Raw genomic sequence first — 15,974 nt, 5'->3', positions numbered from 1 at the left:
CAGGCATGGATAGTTGATCTTGTAACGACCGGACGCCTTTACGTTGTAGATTTCATGAGGCCGCCGATCAGGGCAGGCGGGAGTTAGCCTGATGAGGAGCACGGGAGGGACCACCATGACCGACTACGGCAGCGTGTCCACGACCGACGACACCTGCACCCTGCAATTCGAACGCCGCCTCCCCCACCCTGTCGAGCGCGTCTGGCGCGCCATCAGCGAACCCAAGCACCTGATCGAATGGCTCGCCGAAGCCGAGATCGAGCCCCGCCCCGGGGGCCGCGTCATCCTGCGCTGGCTCGGCACGGACGAGCACGGCAGGCAGACCGGCCACCCCCTCGCCCACGGGGTGATCAGCGACTACAAACCGCCGCACGTCCTCCAGTTCGACACCGACGTCCACGGCGTCCTCCGCTGGGAACTCGAAGGCGACGGCAGCGGCTGCCTCCTCCTCTTCAGCGCCACCGGCGACTACGGCGACCAGCTCACCAGAGTCCTCGCGGGCTGGCACGCCCACCTCGACTTCCTGGCCGACTCCCTCGAAGGACGCGTCGTCGACTGGCCCCACTGGCCCCGTACGCGCTGGGAGGCCCTCCACGGCTACTACTCGCGCTGACTCCCCCGGGCCGGCCAGGGGGTTCGGGCGGTTCAGACGCGTACGGCGGTCGCGGCCAGGGTGGTGTATTCCATCGTGAAGCGTCCACCGAGGGAGTCGATGGCGCTCCCGACCGCGTCCAGTATCTCGGCCAGTTGATCGGGACGGAGCCGGGTGAGACCGCCGGTGGTGGGGAGCAGGTCCAGCCATTGGTCGCGCGTGTAGGACCGCTCCCAGTCGAATCGCCACTGTTCGGGATCGTCGAACTGTCCGGTCTCGCGGATCTTGTCGGCGAACTTCGCGTATCCCGCCTGGTAGAGGTCGAGCGGACGCCGGACCGGTTGGCCGTTGAGCGGGGAGTCGGGCGCCACCCGACGGTAGGCGGCGGCGAACGGTTCGGCCACCTCGGCCGGCGGCTCGTACACGTGCCCGAAGATCGCCAGCCGTCCCCCTCGACGCAGCACGCGTGCCACCTTGGCGGCGCCGGTGACCGGGTCCACCCAGTGCCACGACTGGGCGGCGACGACCGCGTCGAACATCCGGCCGGCCGGATGCCAGGCTTCGAAGGCCGCCACCTCGACCCGCAGGCCACGGGCCCGCGCGAAGTCGGCCATCCGCTCGTCGGGCTCGACGCCGAGCACCGCGCAGCCGGCCGCCTGGAACTGCCGGGCGGCGATGCCGGTACCACAGCCGACGTCGAGCACGTCAGGCCCGGGGCTCCCGGCGACGATCCGCGCCACCAACGCGTCGGGGTAGCCGGGCCGGGCCCGGTCGTAGCGTCGCGCGTCCACGCCGAACGACTCGGCCATCCGCCGGGCCTGATGCGGCTCCGCCGGGGACGGCTCCGGTTGCTCTCGCGATATAATGGGCATGCGCCCACCTTAGTGGGCACATGCCCATTAGGCAACGGATGTCAGCGGGTTGACGCACGAGAGGATCTTGTGAATGCCGACCGGGGTGCATCTTCGCGACGCGCGGCAGCAGCTGTTCGAGGCCGCCGAACGCGTGCTTCTGCGTGACGGGCCGAACGGGCTGACCAGCCGGGCCGTCACCGACGAGGCGGGCTGCGCCAAGGGTGTCCTGCACCGGCACTTCCCCGACTTCGACGCCTTCCTCACCGACCTCGTGCTCGACCGGGCCGCGCAACTCGAGACGCAGGCGGGTGCGCTGCGCGCCTCCGCCGGCACCGGGACGGTGGCCGGCAACCTCACCAGTGCGCTGACCACCCTGTTCGGACCGATTCCGGTGGCGATCATCCCGCTCGTCACCTTCCGGGATGAGCTGCGCGCACGGCTGCGGCAGGCCAGGCCCGGAGGCGGCATCGCGATCCTCGCCCAGGTCACGACCGCGATCTCCGCCTATCTGGCCGACGAGCGTGAACTGGGCCGCATCGCTGCCGACGCCGACATCGACTCACTCACCCTGTCTCTGGTCGGCGGCGGGCATCTCCTGTTCGCGGACCGCGACCCCGGCCCGCCGGCCACGGCGGTCGTCGACAAGTTCGTGACAGCGGTCATCGCCGACGCCGTGCGATGACGACCGGCGCAGGGAACGCCGGGGGCGGGGCGCCCCGGCTCAAACGGTGTTCGTCGGCGGTCGGACGTCGGCGCCCGGCGCGCCGGGCGCCGAGGCGGGGCGAGGCCGGGAGCGGAAGGTACGGCGGTAGGTGTCCGGAGGCACGCCGACCGTGCGGTTGAAGTGCCGGCGCAGCGTCGTGGCGGTGCCAGCCCATGCCGGCGGCCGCCGCGATGGTGTCGATGCCGTCGTCGGTGGTCTCCAGCAACTCCTGGGCGTGGCGGATCCGCTGGGTCAGCAGCCATTGCAGCGGGGTGGTGCCGGTCACCGGCCTGAAGTGGCGGCTCAGATTGCGCGAGCTCATCCGCGCCCGGCGGGCCAGGTCCTCCACGGTCAGCGGCCGGTCCAGCCGTTCGATCACCCAGGGGAACAGCTCGGCGAGCGGGTGGTTGTCCGGGGCGGGCACCGGTGTGACGACGAACTGGGCCTGGCCGCCGTCCCGGTGCGGCGGCACGACCAGGCGGCGGGCGACCGCGTTGGCGATCGAGGAGCCGTGGTCGAGGCGCACGAGGTGCAGGCACAGGTCCATCGCCGCGGCTTTTCCTGCGGAGGCGAGCACGCCGCCGTTTTCCACGTACAGGACGTCCGGGTCCACTTCCACCCGCGGATAGCGGGCTGCAAGGGCTCGGGTGTGCGCCCAGTGCGTGGTCGCGCGCTTACCGTCCAGCAGGCCGGCGGCGGCCGGCACGAACGCGCCCGTGCAGAGGGAGGCCACACGTGCACCTGCCTCGTGGGCCGCGCGCACCGCGTCGACCAGGTCGGCGGGTGGATCGACGTCGACGTCGACCCACCCCGGAACGATCACCGTGTCGGCGCTCGGGAGCCGGTCGAGGCCGTGGTCGGGATCCAGCCGGAACCGGCCGCCGCGCCCGCGCCGCCGGTTCGGTGATCGTTCCCGCGATGGCCTTCTACGGCGGCCTCGGCGACCTGCTGACCACCGCGGCGATGGGCGACTGGACGGCGGCCGACGAGGCGCACATCGCGTACGGGTTGAGCGGTTGGCACCCCACCGCCGGGACGCGTATCGCGGGCGCGGTCTCCCGGCAGCGGCGGGACGGGCGACGCGTCCGTTACTCCGACGGCCGGCTGGAATACCGCCATGATGACCCGCCGACCCTGGCATGGCCCTTCGTCGGACCGCCCGCGTCCTCGTCACCCGAACCAGGCACGGCGCCCACCGGGGACACCGCCGGGTCAGCGCGTCGCGGCCCCCGGCGGGCCTCAGGGGGCGGCGACGCCGTACGGGCTGAGGCCGGCTCCGATCGCCGCGACCATGCGCTCGGCGTACCGGTGCGCGGCCAGGTGCAGGTTGTGCCCGAAGCTGATCCGGGCGACGCCCAGCGCCACGAGCGCGGCGGGCGGCGGCGAGTCCGGGGCGCACAGCGCGTTGACCGGCCCACCCATCCCCTCGACCAGCGCCGGGAGATCCGCGGCGCGGGCCCGGATCGGATAGACGCAGTCGGCGCCCGCCTCCAGGTAGCGGCGGCCGCGCCGGAGCGACTCGGCGAGCGGGTCGGGGTGGCCGCGCAGCAGGTACGCGTCCGTCCTCGCGTTGATCACCAGATGCGGCGCGGCCTCCCGGACGGCGGCGAGGAAGCCGGCCTGCTCCTCCACCTCCACCAGCGCGCCGGTACGCGAGGCGAGGTCCTCCAGGTTGCAGCCCACCGCGCCCGCCTCGGCCAGCCGCTCCGCCAGCTCGGCCGGCCGCAGGCCGTACCCGCGCTCGACGTCGGCGGTCACCGGGACGGCGACCGCCCTGCGGATGCGGGCGATCGCGGCGAACATCTCCTCCGCAGGGGTCTCGCCGTCCTTGTAGCCGAGGACCGCGGCGACGGCCGCGCTGCCGGTGGCGACGGCGGGGAAGCCCGCCTCCGCCACGAGCCTGGCGCTCGCCGCGTCCCACACGTTCGGCAGGACGAGGGGCCTGCCCGGCACGTGGAGCGCCCGGAGAACCTCCGCCTGCGATCCGGCCGGCGCCGTACGGACGCCCGAGGTGACCTCGGGTCCCGGCTGCCCGCTCATCGGGAGGGGCGGTGGCTGCCGGGGACCATCCGGGCGGAGATCGTGACCCGGTTCCAGGAGTTGATCTCGCTGATCGCCCAGATCAGCTTGGCGAGCTCCTGCTCGTCGAACTCCTTCGCCGCCTTCTCGTACACGTCGTCGGGCACACGGGTGTCGGCGACCAGGGTGACGGCCTCGGTGAGGGCCAGGGCGGCGCGCTCGCGGGCGGTGAAGAACGGCGTCTCCCGCCAGGCGGACAGGCCGTAGATCCGCTGCTCGGTCTCCCCCGCCTCCCGGGCGTCCGCGGTGTGCATGTCGATGCAGAAGGCGCAACCGTTGATCTGGGACGCCCGGATCCGGACCAGCTCCAGCAGCGGGCGCTCCAGGCCGGACTCGGCGACGGTCCGGCTCAGAGCCGCCATCGCGCGGTACAGCTCGGGGACCGCCCGGATGATGTCCATGCGGGCGGGTTCGGAAACGGTGGGTGACGTGCTCTCTTTCGCCATGCGAGCCACTCTAGATCAGCGGTCGCGGGCGGGTGAGAGCCAATTCCGGCCGAGATGAACAGGCCATTTCGGGCGTCATCCGCTGCCGGCCGCATCCGGACGGGCGCCGCCGGGGAAGCGGTCGATGTGGCGGACGGCACGGCCGCCGGGCGTGGTCAGCCGGTCAGGAAGTCCACGATGATCCGGGTGGTCTCCTCGGGACGCTCCAGATTCGGCAGGTGCCCGGCCCACTCCAGCTCGACCAGGCGCGCGTTCGGCATGGTCGCGGCGATGTGACGGGCCGTCCGCCGGAAGTAGGGCAGGTCGTGGCCTCCGCCCACCACGAGGGCGGGGGCGGCGACGGCGGCCAGGTCGATCGCGCCACGGAGCCGCTCGGGCTCCGGGTCGGCCTTGAGCTGCACCTCGAACGCGTCCCGCTGCATCTCGGCCAGCCGGGCGCGGGTGGCGTCGCCGGCCTCGGGGCCCAGCCAGGTCCGCGCGTTGAGCTCGGCCGCTCCGCCGACGTCGCCCGCCTCGATCAGCCGCATCTCCTCCGCGCCGAACTCCTCCACGTCGGGCGTCTCGGGCAGGCCGCATCCCGCGTTGAGCAGCACCAGCCGGGAGACCAGTCCGGGGTGCGCGGTGGCCAGCTCCAGCGCGACCTGCCCGCCGTGCGAGGAGCCGACCACGGCGACCCGCTCCAGACCGAGGCCGCCGAGCACCCGGGCGACGTCCTCGTGGTCGGAGTAGGGGCCGTCGGCGGCCCACGGGCTGCGGCCGTACCCGCGGAACTCCGGCCGGACCACACGGAACGACGCGGTCAGCGCCTCCCACTGCGGGTCCCACATGCGCGTGTCGGCCACGCCGGAGTGCAGCAGCACCACCGGGTCGCCCTCTCCCCCGACCTCGTACCAGACACCGGTCAAAACCGTCACGACTCCTCAGTCACACGTGTGCCGCGGCCGGCTGCGTGCCGGCGAACGCGAGCGAAGACAACCGGGCAATGGTCGTCACCCCTCCCGCCGGCGGGCAACCGGTTTTCCCGCCGCCCCGGCCCGTCTCAGTCTCCGGCCGGGCGGACGCCGTACATCGCCGCGAGATCGGCGGCGGCCTCGGCCATCGAGGCGCGCAGCTCGGCCGGCTCCAGCACCTCGACCATGGCGCCGAGCCGCAGGAGCTGCCAGCGCGCGTGGCGCGGTGACTCGATCGGCAGCGTCACCCGCGTCCAGCCGTCGTCGCAGGTGATGCCCTCGCGCAGCACCTGGTCGGCCACGTCGCCGAAGGTGTAGCGGAAGAGCCCGTCGGCCTCGGGCGCGACCCGCACGACGGCCTCGGCGGTGTACATGCGCGCGGCGAAACCGGCGGAGAACTCCCGCCAGAACGCGACCAGGTCGAAGTCCGCCGGCCGGTCGAACCACTCGTCCAGGACGTCGACCCCGATGATGCGGCTGACGCGGTAGGTGCGGACGCTCCCCCTGCAGGCGGCGGCCAGATACCAGGAGCCGCCCTTGAGCACCAGACCGTACGGGTGGACCAGCCGCTCCACGTCCTGCGGGCCCCAGCGCCGGTAGCGCAGCCGCAGCACACGCTGGTCCCACACCCCGCGGGACACCTCCGACAGGAAGGGGACGTCGTCGCCGGCCCGGTACCAGCCGGGCACGTCCAGGTGGAACCGCTCGCGCATCCGGGCGGCCTGCGACCGGGGGCCCGGCGGCAGCGCCGCGAGCAGCTTCAGCTCGGCCGTCGCGGCCAGTTCCGCCAGGCCCAGCTCCGCGGCCGGCCCCGGCAGCGCCGCGAGGAACAGCGACGACGCCTCCTCGCTGCTCAGCCCGTTCAGCTTGGTGCGGTATCCGTCCAGGAGCCGGTACCCGCCCGCCGGGCCTCGGTCGGCGTACACGGGGACACCGGCCGCGGAGAGCGCCTCGACGTCGCGGTAGACCGTACGCACCGAGACCTCCAGCTCGGCGGACAGCTCGGGGGCGGTCATCCGGCCGCGGGTCTGCAGAAGGAGGAGGAGGGACAGCAACCGGCTGGCGCGCATGCGTCCCATCCTGCCACCTTTACAACGTAGATTTATTTGCTGTGCGCACACAGGCGATGTTCAAATGAACGCATGGAGAGTGCGGACAGAGTGAGAGCGATCATGAACGCGCTGCGCGTCGCCGACAGCGTCTCGGTCGCGGAGCTCGCGGCCGAGCACGGCGTCTCCGAGATGACGATCCGCAGGGACCTGGACGAGCTGGCCCAGCAGGGCGTCGTCCGCCGGGTGCGCGGCGGCGCGCTCAGCCTGCTGCTGCGCGGCGAGGAGCCGCCGTTCGAGGTCCGCGAGCGCGAGGCGACCGCGGCCAAGCGGCGCATCGCGGACGAGGTCGCCGCGCTCCTCGCCGACGGGGAGGCGGTGCTGCTCGACGGCGGCACGACCGCGCTCGAGGTCGCCAGGGCGGTGCGCGACCGCCGCCTCACCGTGCTCCCGCTCGCCCTCCAGCCGGCGCGGGAGCTCGCCGCCGCGCCGCGGATCCGCCTTGTCCTCCCGGGCGGCGAGGTACGGAAGGGCGAGCTGAACTTCGTCGGGCCGCTCACCGAGACGTCGATCAGGGCGCTGCGGTTCGACACCGCCGTGATCGGGTGCTGCGGCCTGTCCGCCGAGCACGGGCTGACCGCGCACGACCTGCCCGAGGTGGCGATCAAGCAGGCGGCCATCGCCTCCGCGCGCCGGATCGTCGTCGCGTGCGACTCCGGCAAGTTCGGCCGTACCGCGTTCGGCGCCGTCTGCGGGCTGGACCGGCTCGACGTCGTCGTCACCGACGAGGGCATCCCGCGAGACCAGCACGACGCCCTCACCGCCGCGGGCGTGACCGTCCGCGTCGCCGGTTCCTGAATCCCCGTCCCGGCTCCCCCGCCTCTCCGCGTCCCCCTTCCTTCAGGAGCGCTCCATGGCCCTTCCCGCCCCCGACCGGCCGGCGTCGCCGCGCGCGCTGCTCGCCGTGTACGGGCTGTTCCTGCTCTCCGGCCTCACCATCGGCACCTGGACGGCCCGCATCCCCGCCATCAAGGAACGCCTCGCCCTCGGCGACGGCGAGCTGAGCCTCGGCCTCCTCGGCATCGCCGCCGGCGCCATCGCCGGCATGCAGATCGTCGGCCGGCTCATCGACCGGTTCGGCAGCCGCCGCGTCGTGATCCCGGCGGCGCTGACCCAGGGGTTCGTCCTCGTACTGCCCGCCTACGTCCCGAACCTGCCCGCGCTCGCCCTGGCGCTGTTCGTGATGGGCCTCTCCAACGGCAGCCTCGACGTCGCCATGAACGCCAACGCCGTCGTCGTCGAGCGCGCGTACGGCAGGACGCTCATGGGGTCCTTCCACGCGGTGTTCAGCATCGGCGGGTTCCTCGGCGCCGCGATCGGCGGGCTGTTCGCGCACGCCGCCGTCGACGCGGGCCGTACGTTCCTCTCCTGCGGGCTGCTGATCATGGCGCTGGCCGTCGTCTCGACCAGGTGGGCCATGCGCGACGACCCCGCCGACGCGGGCCCCGCCGCCGCCGGGACGGGCGAGGGGACGGCCGGGCCCGCACCGGCCGCCCGGTTGCCGCGCGGCGTGCTGTTCCTGGGCGTGCTCGCGTTCTGCTGCCTCGTGGGCGAGGGGACGGCGACCGACTGGAGCTCCGTCTATCTGGTCGAGTCGCTGGGCTCGACCCCGGGGGCCGGGGCCGCCGCCTACGCCGCGTTCGCGGTCATGATGACCGCCGGGCGGTTCGCCGGCGACCGGCTGGCCGGTCTTCTCGGTCCGGCGCGGCTGGTGCGCTGCTGCGGGCTGGTCGCCTCCGGAGGCCTCGCGCTCGCGGTGCTGGGCGGCGGCCAGGTCACCGGGATCGTGGGGTTCGCCCTGTTCGGGACGGGGCTGTCGTGCACCATCCCGCAGGTCTTCTCCGCGGCGGGGCACCGCGACCCGGCCCAGGCCGGTCGCGCCCTGGCCCGCGTGGCGAGCCTCGGTTACGCCGGGTTCCTCGCCGGGCCGGTCCTGATCGGCGGCGCCTCCGAGCTGTCCACCCTGCGCCACGCGCTCCTGATCCCCGTGGTCCTGTCGCTGTTCGTGGCGTTCGCCGCGTCCGCGCTGCGGGCCCCTCGCCGGGCCGGCCGAGACGCGGGAGAGCCGGCCATGAGCCGATCGTGACGCCCGTCCCGGCCGGCCGGCGTACGACGGAAGCCGGTCCCCCCGTACGAGGTGGCGGCGCGAAACCCTCAACCGGGGCGAGGCCCTCGGCGGCGCCGTGCCCGCGCGGGGGCGCCGGGCGGGGGCCGTCAGAGGAACTGGTCGTAGCCGAGCTTCAGGACCAGTCCGGTGACCACGCACAGCAGGACGATCCGGACGAAACCCGAGCCCCGCTTCAGCGCCATGCGCGCCCCGAGCTGCGCTCCGGCGATGTTGCAGACGGCCATGCCGAGGCCGATCCCCCACAGCACGTGCCCCTGGGCCGAGAAGACCAGCAGGGCGCCCAGGTTCGTGCCGGTGTTGAGGATCTTCGCGGTGGCCGAGGCGTTCACGAAGTCCATCCCGAGCACGGACGTGAACGCGATGAGCAGGAACGTCCCCGTCCCCGGGCCGAGGATCCCGTCGTAGAACGCGATCACGACGCCCGCGAGGGCGACGGCGGCCGCCAGCCGGGCCCGGGTGCGCAGGTGGGGGTGCGGGACGACGCCGAACGCGGGGCGCACCGTCACGAACACCGCCACGCCGAGCAGCACCACGAGGACCAGCGGCTTGAGCACGCCCGCCTCCAGCATGGCCGCCGACGCCGCTCCGAGCCCGGCGAACGCGACCGCCAGCACACCGGACGGCACGGCCACCGCCCGGTCGAGCTTGGTGTTCCTCGCGTACGTCACGGCGGCGGACGCGGTGCCGAAGATGGCCGCGGACTTGTTCGTCGCCACCGCCTGCACCGGGGACACCCCCGCCAGCAGGAGCGCCGGGAGCTGGAGCAGCCCTCCCCCGCCGACGACCGCGTCGACCCAGCCCGCGGCCAGGGCCGCCACGAGCAGGACCGCGACCTCCCCCGCCCCCATGCGGCGCCCCTTCCCTTGGCGATCTCTTGACGATCCGAGGGTAACCAGTGCCACGGCGTACGGCACCGGCGGCACGGCCTGGGGCACGCCGCCGGTGCCGCCCCGTCAGGGGAGGTCCCGGCCCGCCCAGTGCAGCGCGGCGAGCGCGGGCGGCAGCACGGCCAGCCATCCGTAGTGGACGGCCTCCCAGTTCCCCTCCTGGGGGTACAGCCATGGCCAGTACGGCCCGCGCGTGACCAGGCTCACCGAGACGATCGCGAGCAGGGCGCCGGTCGCGGCGAGGGCGGCCGCCCTCCCCTGGTGGACGCGCCCGGCCACCGACGCCGCGAGCAGGCCGAGCGCGACGCACACCGCGGCCTCCACGGCCATGCCCGGCACCCGCAGTTCCGCGCCCTCCGGCAGCCTGGCCGAGGCGACGGCGGAGGCGAGCGCCCACGAAAACCCGGCGGCCAGGCCGCCGAACCCGCAGCGCAGCCACTGGCGGAGCCGGCGCGACACGGGGGTCGCGGCCGTGCTCGCGCTCATCTCGTCGATCACGGCGAACCCGGCGGCGGCGCCCAGCAGCACACCCATCATCCTGAGCAGGGTGAGCGCGGTCCCGGCGCTCAGAGCAGCCACAGCGCGACGACGGCCCTGCCCTGGCCGCGCGCGTCGCAGCCTGCGGACGGCGGCCGCAGCCCGGTCACCGAACGGACGACGTCGGAGGCGAGCACACCCCGGCTGTCGCCTTCGGCTCCCGCCCGTCCCCACACCGGGAACGTCTCGACGTCCCGCCCCTCGACCCGGTCGGCGAGCCACCAGCTGTCGGTGAGCTGCCGGACCTCCCGGGGCCGGTCGCGCTCGGCCGGCGGCAGCGCCCGCACCACGGGGTCCACCGCGGACACCCATGCCGGGATCCAGGCGACGTAGTCGCGGTAGGCGCAGTAGGCGACCGGCCCGTGCCGCTCGCACACCCAGGCGTCCGGCCCGAAGTAGCGCTCCCTCACCCGGGCGTCGATGGCGCCGGACGACGCGGCGAGATCGCCCGGAGTGATCGAGAACCGCCGGGTCATCTCCTCGCCCGGGGCGGCGACGACCGCCGCGGCGGCCACGGCCGCGCTCAGGCGCACCGGCCGGGCAGCGCGCCGAGCGTCTCGGGCATGCCGCCCCTGCCGTCCCGGGACGTCGCGAGGTGGGCGGCGAGCATCATCGCCGCCGCCAGGAGCAGCATGGCGCCCGAGGTGCCGACCGGCTCGACGCTCATGTCCGGCGCCAGCTCCCAGGTGGCGGCCAGCCGCAGTCCCAGGCAGAGCGCGGCGGCGCCCGAGGGGAGCGGGCTGCGCGCCATCCGCCGGATCTCGAACCACACCAGCGGCCGGTTCACGCGTCCGCTCCGTCCCCCGGCCGTGCGCCGGGGTGCCCGGCGAGGAGCAGCAGATAGCCGTCCTCGACGCCGGGATCGGCCGGAACGGCCTCGCCGGGGCGGTCGCCGAGCGTGCGGTACCGCCCGTCGGCCGTCCGCCAGAACAGGCTCTCCCCCGCGGGCGGCCGGTCCGACAACCACACCCGCCCGGCGGCGGTGGCGGCCAGGTCGCCCGGCGTCCCCCGGAACACCGCCGCGCCGTCCCGCATGACGACCACCCGCTCGCACAGGGCGGCCACGTCCTCGGTCTGGTGGGTGGACAGCAGCACGGTGCGGCTCTCGCCGAGCAGCGAGACGAGGGCGCGGAACCGCATCCGCTGCTCGGGGTCCAGCCCCACGGTGGGCTCGTCGAGGATGAGCAGGTCGGGGTCGCCGAGCAGCGCCTGGGCGAGCGCGAGCCGTTGCCGCATGCCGCCGGACAGCCTGCGGGCCTTCGTCCAAGCCAGATCCGCCAGGCCGGTCTCGCGCAGGACCCGGCGCACCTCGCGGTGGCGTTCCGCCCGGTCGGTCAGCTCCTTGAGGATCGCGACGTACTCGACCAGCTCGAAGACGGTGAAATGCGGATAGAAGCCGGGATTCTGCGGGAGGTAGCCGAGCCTGCGGCGCAGCTCGGTGCGCCGGGCGGGGTGGGAGGGGTCCAGCCCGAGGGCCCGCACCTCGCCCCCGTCCGGGGCGAGCGTGGTGGCCAGACAGCGCAGCAGGGTGGTCTTCCCCGCGCCGTTGGGGCCGAGGAGTCCGGTCACGCCCCGGCCGAACTCCAGGGTGAGGCCGTCCAGCACCGCCGTGCGGCCGTATCGCTTGGTCAGGTCGCGCACGGTCACCGTCGCGGTGGCGGGCCCGCTCGTGGGGGCGGTCGTGGGGCTGGTCATCGGGGTTCTCCGGGGTCGAGGCGGGCGCGCCGCAGGTAGACGAGGGGGACGAGGCCCAGCGCCGCCGCGCCGTACAGCGCCTGCGCTCCGGGTGAGAAGGCCAGCAGCCTGTCTCCGGCGAGCAGCGGGCCGGCCGCCACCGCCGCGAGCCAGGCGACGGTGAGCGCGGCTCTTCCCAGCTCGCCGCGAGCCACCCCTCGTCGTACGGCACCGCCGCCCGGCAGCGCGGGCAGCGGGCGAGGTGGCTCTCCGCGGACATGACCTGGACGGGGTCGAGCAGGCCGTGAGCGTAACGCTCGACGAGGTCGGGGGGCAGGTGCCAGGTCATGCCAGATACTCCCTGAGCCGGGCCTTGGCCCGCATGACGCGGGTCTTGACGGTGCCCTCGGGTATCCCGAGGAGGCGGGCGGCCTCCTTGACGGTGAGGCCGTCGAGCACGGTCGCCTGGACGGCGGCGCGCAGTTCGGGCGAGAGGCGGGCGACGGCGTCGCCCAGGTCGCCGTGTTCGACGCCGACCAGGACCGCGTCCTCGGCCGACTCGGCGACCAGGTGCGCGTCGTCGAGCGGGGTGACCGGCGGCGTCGTCCGGGTCCCGCGCATGATCGATATCAGGCGGCGGATCGCGATCGTCCAGATCCAGGCCGCCGCCTCGCCCTCGCCCGCGCGGTAGCGGTGCGCGTCCCGCCAGACGGCGACGAACGTGTCCTGGATCGCGTCGTCCACCAGGTCGGGGTCGGCGCACCGCCGCGCCAGCCGTACGCGGAGCCAGGGAGCGTGCCGCCGGTGGAGCACGCGCAGCGCCTCGGTCCTGCGGGCGGCCACGGCGGCCAGCAGTTCCGCGTCGCCGCTGTCGGGGCCGACCGGAGGGGTTCGCGACGCCGGGCGAGGAATCCGTACACGACCGGTCTATCGCGACATCGGCCGTGAACGGTTCCCTCCTGCCGGAAAACGGCCCGGTACGACGGTGAGCGCGGCCACCGAGACCGCCGGGGTTCCGCGCTGAATCCCCTCGGCCTTCTCCCGCCACCCCGGCGTACGGCCGACCGGCGCCGAGGAGGACGTCCGGCAGGCCACGACCTGACACGTACAGCGGGAACGTGCGAGGAAACGTACCGGTGGGGTGAAGGCGATGTTCCGGTACGGCGGTGTGGAACCGTACCGACCCCTACCTGATCGGATACATGTGATCATTGCCTGCAAATCTGCGGTGAACCTTCTCCTGGGGCTACTTGTCGCGGCTGCGACGGCGGGGTGCGCCACGGCGAACACCGGCGCGGGGACCGCTCCCCCTCCCGCGACCGCCGATTCCGCCACCACAGGTTCGGCGACCGGCGGTCCCGCGGCGAGGCCGTCGCCGAGCGCCCGCACGGCCGGAGGAGCGCACGACTTCAACGGCGACGGGTACGCCGACCTGGCCGTCGGCGCTCCGGAGGGGACGGTGAACGGCATGAAGGGGGCCGGCCGCGCGGAGGTGGTGTACGGCTCGGCGGCCGGGGTCGCCGCCGCGAACCGGCAGTTCCTCGACAGGGGTGGCGCGGCCGTGAAGGGGGAGAGGTTCGGCGCGACCCTCGCCTCCGGCGACCTCGACGGCGACGGCTACGCGGACCTCGTGATCGGCGCGCCGGGGAAGGGCGGGCGCGCGGGTTCCGTGGAGATCGCCTTCGGGTCCGAGCAGGGGCTGTCCGGGCGGCTCGTCTCTTTGGGAAGGCCCGAGCGCGCGACCGGGTTCGGCGCCGCGCTGGCCGTCGGCGACTTCGACCGGGACGGCCGCGCCGACCTGGCGGCGGCCACCTTCACCTCCGTATGGGTGGCCCGCGGAGGAGCAGGCATGCGAACTGGGAAGACGAACTGGCGCAGTGTCATCAGGGACATCGCGGATGTCGGCGCGCTCGCGGCCGGTGACGTCACCGGGGAGGGCTACGCCGACCTCGCCGTCGCCTACTCGGAGGACGACCCGGCCGACGAGGGCGTCGGTGTGGTGTACCGGGGGTCGCGGGCCGGCCTGGCGGGGCGGGCGCGCGGGACCTTCCCCGGCTGGGGTGTGCGTGCCGTGGCGGTCGGCGATCTCGACGGTGACGGCTACGGTGACGTGGTCACGAGCAGTTCCGACGACGCCGTCGACGATGCCGGTGGCCGAATCTCCGTCACCCGGGGATCCGCCGGAGGTCTGGACGGCACGCCGAGGTTCTGGACGTCGGCCTCTCCCGGCATGCCCGGGATGTCGGAGGCCGCCCGGAGCTTCGGATCGTCCGTCGCCGTCGGTGACGTCGACGGCGACGGGTACGCGGACGTCGCGGTCGGCGCGAGCGAGGGGTACGTCCAGCTCGGTGAGGGCGCGAGCGAGGGCGCGGTCGCCGTACTGTACGGCGGGCGGGGCGGCCTGTCGACGAAGGGGGCCCAGGTCTTCGACCCGTCGTCCGCCGGTGTACCGGGCGAGTTCGTGCGTGGATTCGGGGAGAGAGTGGCCTTGCTCGACCTGGACGGAGACGGCGGGGACGAACTCGTCGTGTCCACCCTCGCCGATGAGCAGGTGACCGTGCTGTCGCCCGCCCGGAAAGCCGCCGGGAAGGCCGGTGCCGTTCACCTGCGCCCGGAACGGCAGGGCGAGCAGTTCGGCCGCTCCCTTAACTGACCACCGCCGACCGCCTGAGGCGGGCGGCGTGACGTGAGCGACCGGTCGCCCTGCGGCGCGGCCGGCATGCGGTGATCAAGTGGTCTGCAAGCGGGTGGCCGTTCACTGCGTGCACAAGCCCGGATGGCACAGCCGAAGGCCAGACCGGAATATGCCCGTTATTTCAGGAGATCTCGATGGAGCGCACCGCACTCCCTCCGGCCGCCGACGCGATCGCCGGCCGCGCCGCCTCGATCCTCACCGCCCCCGCGTCGAAGCTGCGCGCCCTTTCCGGACTCGCCCTCGTCCCTATGTTGCTGACCCCCGCGCCGCTCACACCCGATGCCGCCCTCGCCCGCACCACCGCTGCCGGCGGAGCCGGCGCGGCCACCGGGACCACGAGGGCGGCGCCGAAGCCGATCGAGGGCGTCGCCGTCTACTTCAAGGAGGGCAAGGGAAACCCGATCAGCAGGTACGAGCCCGGCAAGGGGTTCACCAAGATCGGTAACGCGCCGGAGTCGTACCAGTTCGCCGCCTCGCCCGACGGCACCAGGCTCGCCTGGATCACGCTGGACGGCAAACTGCACGTCGGAGACGGGAGCACGGCGAAGACCGTGGCCGGGGGCGCCGCCGCCGGGGCCCCCTGCCTCACGCCGGTCTGGTCCCCCGACTCCAGCCGGGTCGCCTACTTCCCCATGGATAATTCCGACAAGTCACCGCTGATGGTGATAAACGCGGATGGCACGGGCGCGCGCAGGGTCGGTAAGACGTTCGGTGTCTGCCACCTCGCCTGGTCCGCCGACGGGCGCCACCTCGCCGGGTATGCCGGCACGACCGCGGGCGTCCATGTCTTCGACCTGAAGACCGGGACCTCGGTCCGGGCCAAGGGAATCAAGCTGGCGAACCACGTGCAGAGCCTGTCGCCGGACGGCGGGAAGGTCGTGGTGCACACGCTGTCGCCGGAGGATCCGGGGGGAGACGGGGGGTGGCCGGTGGGGTTCACGCCGACGATCGTCGACACCGTCACCGGCAAGCGGGTGCCCATCCCGGTCAAGGGGACCAAGATGGGCGCGTTCTACCTCGCCGACGGCCGCCTGGTGGTCCGCGTACTCGGTCGCAAGCACAACACCCTGGTCGTACTCGACTCCGCCGGCAGGGAACTGCAGCGGCTCGCCGAGTCGGCGCAGACCCGGAACCAGGCCCTGCTCCAGATCGTGAGATGACCCGCGCCGCCGAACGGCCTCGCGCCACCGTGCCGGGCGCGGGAGCAAGCCGGGGAGCGACCGGCTGACCTGCCGGAGCGTGTCTTCGACGCGCCGGCGCCGAAGCGGCGGGGGCAGCCGCCGGGCCTCGCTTTCACGGATCCCGGCCCAGGGGCTCCAG

At 73.9% G+C, this 15,974-nt stretch carries 18 protein-coding genes and 1 pseudogene; 6 read left to right on the top strand and 13 right to left on the bottom strand.

Going from position 1 to position 15,974, the window contains the following annotated elements:
* Positions 1–91: 91 nt before the first annotated feature.
* On the top strand, positions 92–613 hold the full coding sequence (locus AWQ70_RS03050) for an SRPBCC domain-containing protein (RefSeq protein ID WP_084516464.1): 522 nt from the start codon (positions 92–94) through the stop codon (positions 611–613).
* Between the two features lie 32 nt (positions 614–645).
* On the opposite strand, the gene AWQ70_RS03045 is transcribed toward AWQ70_RS03050, so the two are convergent.
* Positions 646–1,464, bottom strand: a complete 819-nt coding sequence (locus AWQ70_RS03045) for a class I SAM-dependent methyltransferase (protein ID WP_067169899.1) — start codon at positions 1,462–1,464, stop codon at positions 646–648.
* Positions 1,465–1,537: 73 nt separating this feature from the next.
* Here AWQ70_RS03045 and AWQ70_RS03040 point away from each other — a divergent pair, with 73 nt between their 5' ends.
* Positions 1,538–2,128: a TetR/AcrR family transcriptional regulator gene (locus AWQ70_RS03040; protein ID WP_067169896.1), complete on the top strand. Its 591-nt coding sequence runs from the start codon at positions 1,538–1,540 to the stop codon at positions 2,126–2,128.
* A gap of 39 nt (positions 2,129–2,167) precedes the next feature.
* Here the strand turns inward: AWQ70_RS03040 and AWQ70_RS03035 are convergent.
* The 5 genes and pseudogenes from AWQ70_RS03035 to AWQ70_RS03015 form a co-directional block, all read right to left on the bottom strand.
* A pseudogene (locus AWQ70_RS03035) lies at positions 2,168–3,017 on the bottom strand (helix-turn-helix domain-containing protein).
* A gap of 371 nt (positions 3,018–3,388) precedes the next feature.
* Positions 3,389–4,189: an isocitrate lyase/PEP mutase family protein gene (locus tag AWQ70_RS03030; RefSeq protein WP_067169892.1), complete on the bottom strand. Its 801-nt coding sequence runs from the start codon at positions 4,187–4,189 to the stop codon at positions 3,389–3,391.
* The gene (locus tag AWQ70_RS03025; protein WP_067169889.1) at positions 4,186–4,674 is read right to left on the bottom strand and encodes a carboxymuconolactone decarboxylase family protein; all 489 of its coding nucleotides are present in this window, start codon (positions 4,672–4,674) and stop codon (positions 4,186–4,188) included. Before AWQ70_RS03025 ends, AWQ70_RS03030 begins: the two co-directional genes overlap by 4 nt.
* 155 nt (positions 4,675–4,829) lie before the next feature.
* A complete protein-coding gene (locus AWQ70_RS03020; RefSeq protein WP_218004390.1) occupies positions 4,830–5,588 on the bottom strand; it encodes an alpha/beta fold hydrolase in 759 nt (252 codons plus the stop codon).
* Positions 5,589–5,713: 125 nt separating this feature from the next.
* A complete protein-coding gene (locus AWQ70_RS03015) occupies positions 5,714–6,703 on the bottom strand; it encodes a helix-turn-helix transcriptional regulator (protein ID WP_306303391.1) in 990 nt (329 codons plus the stop codon).
* A gap of 81 nt (positions 6,704–6,784) precedes the next feature.
* On the opposite strand from AWQ70_RS03015, the gene AWQ70_RS03010 reads away from it, so the two are divergent.
* The gene (locus AWQ70_RS03010) at positions 6,785–7,531 is read left to right on the top strand and encodes a DeoR/GlpR family DNA-binding transcription regulator (RefSeq protein ID WP_306303390.1); all 747 of its coding nucleotides are present in this window, start codon (positions 6,785–6,787) and stop codon (positions 7,529–7,531) included.
* A 55-nt stretch (positions 7,532–7,586) separates the two neighbouring features.
* Positions 7,587–8,819, top strand: coding sequence for an MFS transporter (locus AWQ70_RS03005; protein WP_067169875.1), 1,233 nt, complete (start codon positions 7,587–7,589; stop codon positions 8,817–8,819).
* A gap of 128 nt (positions 8,820–8,947) precedes the next feature.
* Here AWQ70_RS03005 and AWQ70_RS03000 read toward each other — a convergent pair whose 3' ends face one another.
* From AWQ70_RS03000 to AWQ70_RS02970, 7 genes are all read right to left on the bottom strand, one after another.
* Positions 8,948–9,709 (bottom strand): sulfite exporter TauE/SafE family protein, encoded by a 762-nt coding sequence (locus AWQ70_RS03000; RefSeq protein WP_067169872.1) that lies wholly within the window; start codon positions 9,707–9,709, stop codon positions 8,948–8,950.
* A 105-nt stretch (positions 9,710–9,814) separates the two neighbouring features.
* Positions 9,815–10,327 carry a hypothetical protein gene (locus tag AWQ70_RS02995; protein WP_157529861.1) on the bottom strand — a complete coding sequence of 171 codons (513 nt, stop codon included), beginning with the start codon at positions 10,325–10,327 and terminating at the stop codon, positions 9,815–9,817.
* Entirely contained in the window at positions 10,315–10,818 is a 504-nt protein-coding gene (locus AWQ70_RS02990; protein WP_067169865.1) for a hypothetical protein, read from the bottom strand. Before AWQ70_RS02990 ends, AWQ70_RS02995 begins: the two co-directional genes overlap by 13 nt.
* Entirely contained in the window at positions 10,809–11,072 is a 264-nt protein-coding gene (locus tag AWQ70_RS02985; protein WP_067169861.1) for a hypothetical protein, read from the bottom strand. The genes AWQ70_RS02990 and AWQ70_RS02985 overlap by 10 nt, the downstream gene beginning before the upstream one ends.
* The gene (locus AWQ70_RS02980; RefSeq protein WP_067169858.1) at positions 11,069–11,980 is read right to left on the bottom strand and encodes an ATP-binding cassette domain-containing protein; all 912 of its coding nucleotides are present in this window, start codon (positions 11,978–11,980) and stop codon (positions 11,069–11,071) included. Before AWQ70_RS02980 ends, AWQ70_RS02985 begins: the two co-directional genes overlap by 4 nt.
* Positions 11,977–12,174, bottom strand: coding sequence for a hypothetical protein (locus tag AWQ70_RS02975; protein WP_067169855.1), 198 nt, complete (start codon positions 12,172–12,174; stop codon positions 11,977–11,979). Before AWQ70_RS02975 ends, AWQ70_RS02980 begins: the two co-directional genes overlap by 4 nt.
* 130 nt (positions 12,175–12,304) lie before the next feature.
* The gene (locus AWQ70_RS02970) at positions 12,305–12,871 is read right to left on the bottom strand and encodes an RNA polymerase sigma factor (protein ID WP_067169851.1); all 567 of its coding nucleotides are present in this window, start codon (positions 12,869–12,871) and stop codon (positions 12,305–12,307) included.
* Positions 12,872–13,187: 316 nt separating this feature from the next.
* On the opposite strand from AWQ70_RS02970, the gene AWQ70_RS02965 reads away from it, so the two are divergent.
* Positions 13,188–14,612, top strand: a complete 1,425-nt coding sequence (locus AWQ70_RS02965; RefSeq protein ID WP_067169847.1) for an FG-GAP-like repeat-containing protein — start codon at positions 13,188–13,190, stop codon at positions 14,610–14,612.
* Between the two features lie 176 nt (positions 14,613–14,788).
* The gene (locus AWQ70_RS02960; RefSeq protein WP_067169844.1) at positions 14,789–15,814 is read left to right on the top strand and encodes a TolB family protein; all 1,026 of its coding nucleotides are present in this window, start codon (positions 14,789–14,791) and stop codon (positions 15,812–15,814) included.
* Positions 15,815–15,974 lie beyond the last annotated feature (160 nt).

The sequence above is a fragment of the Microtetraspora niveoalba genome, assembly GCF_001570405.1.
GTDB lineage: Bacteria > Actinomycetota > Actinomycetes > Streptosporangiales > Streptosporangiaceae > Microtetraspora > Microtetraspora niveoalba.
The sequence above is the reverse complement of the archived record's forward strand: the minus strand, read 5'-3'. Positions and strand labels throughout refer to the sequence as shown.

What these genes read in the sequence shown, in the direction of transcription:
- AWQ70_RS02960 (WP_067169844.1), top strand. Translation starts at nt 14,789, where the DNA reads ATGGAGCGCACCGCACTCCCTCCGGCCGCCGACGCGATCGCCGGCCGC.
- AWQ70_RS03005 (WP_067169875.1), top strand. Translation starts at nt 7,587, where the DNA reads ATGGCCCTTCCCGCCCCCGACCGGCCGGCGTCGCCGCGCGCGCTGCTC.
- AWQ70_RS03045 (WP_067169899.1), bottom strand. Translation starts at nt 1,464, where the DNA reads ATGCCCATTATATCGCGAGAGCAACCGGAGCCGTCCCCGGCGGAGCCG.
- AWQ70_RS03025 (WP_067169889.1), bottom strand. Translation starts at nt 4,674, where the DNA reads ATGGCGAAAGAGAGCACGTCACCCACCGTTTCCGAACCCGCCCGCATG.
- AWQ70_RS03015 (WP_306303391.1), bottom strand. Translation starts at nt 6,703, where the DNA reads ATGGGACGCATGCGCGCCAGCCGGTTGCTGTCCCTCCTCCTCCTTCTG.
- AWQ70_RS02980 (WP_067169858.1), bottom strand. Translation starts at nt 11,980, where the DNA reads ATGACCAGCCCCACGACCGCCCCCACGAGCGGGCCCGCCACCGCGACG.
- AWQ70_RS03050 (WP_084516464.1), top strand. Translation starts at nt 92, where the DNA reads ATGAGGAGCACGGGAGGGACCACCATGACCGACTACGGCAGCGTGTCC.
- AWQ70_RS03040 (WP_067169896.1), top strand. Translation starts at nt 1,538, where the DNA reads ATGCCGACCGGGGTGCATCTTCGCGACGCGCGGCAGCAGCTGTTCGAG.
- AWQ70_RS03030 (WP_067169892.1), bottom strand. Translation starts at nt 4,189, where the DNA reads ATGAGCGGGCAGCCGGGACCCGAGGTCACCTCGGGCGTCCGTACGGCG.
- AWQ70_RS03000 (WP_067169872.1), bottom strand. Translation starts at nt 9,709, where the DNA reads ATGGGGGCGGGGGAGGTCGCGGTCCTGCTCGTGGCGGCCCTGGCCGCG.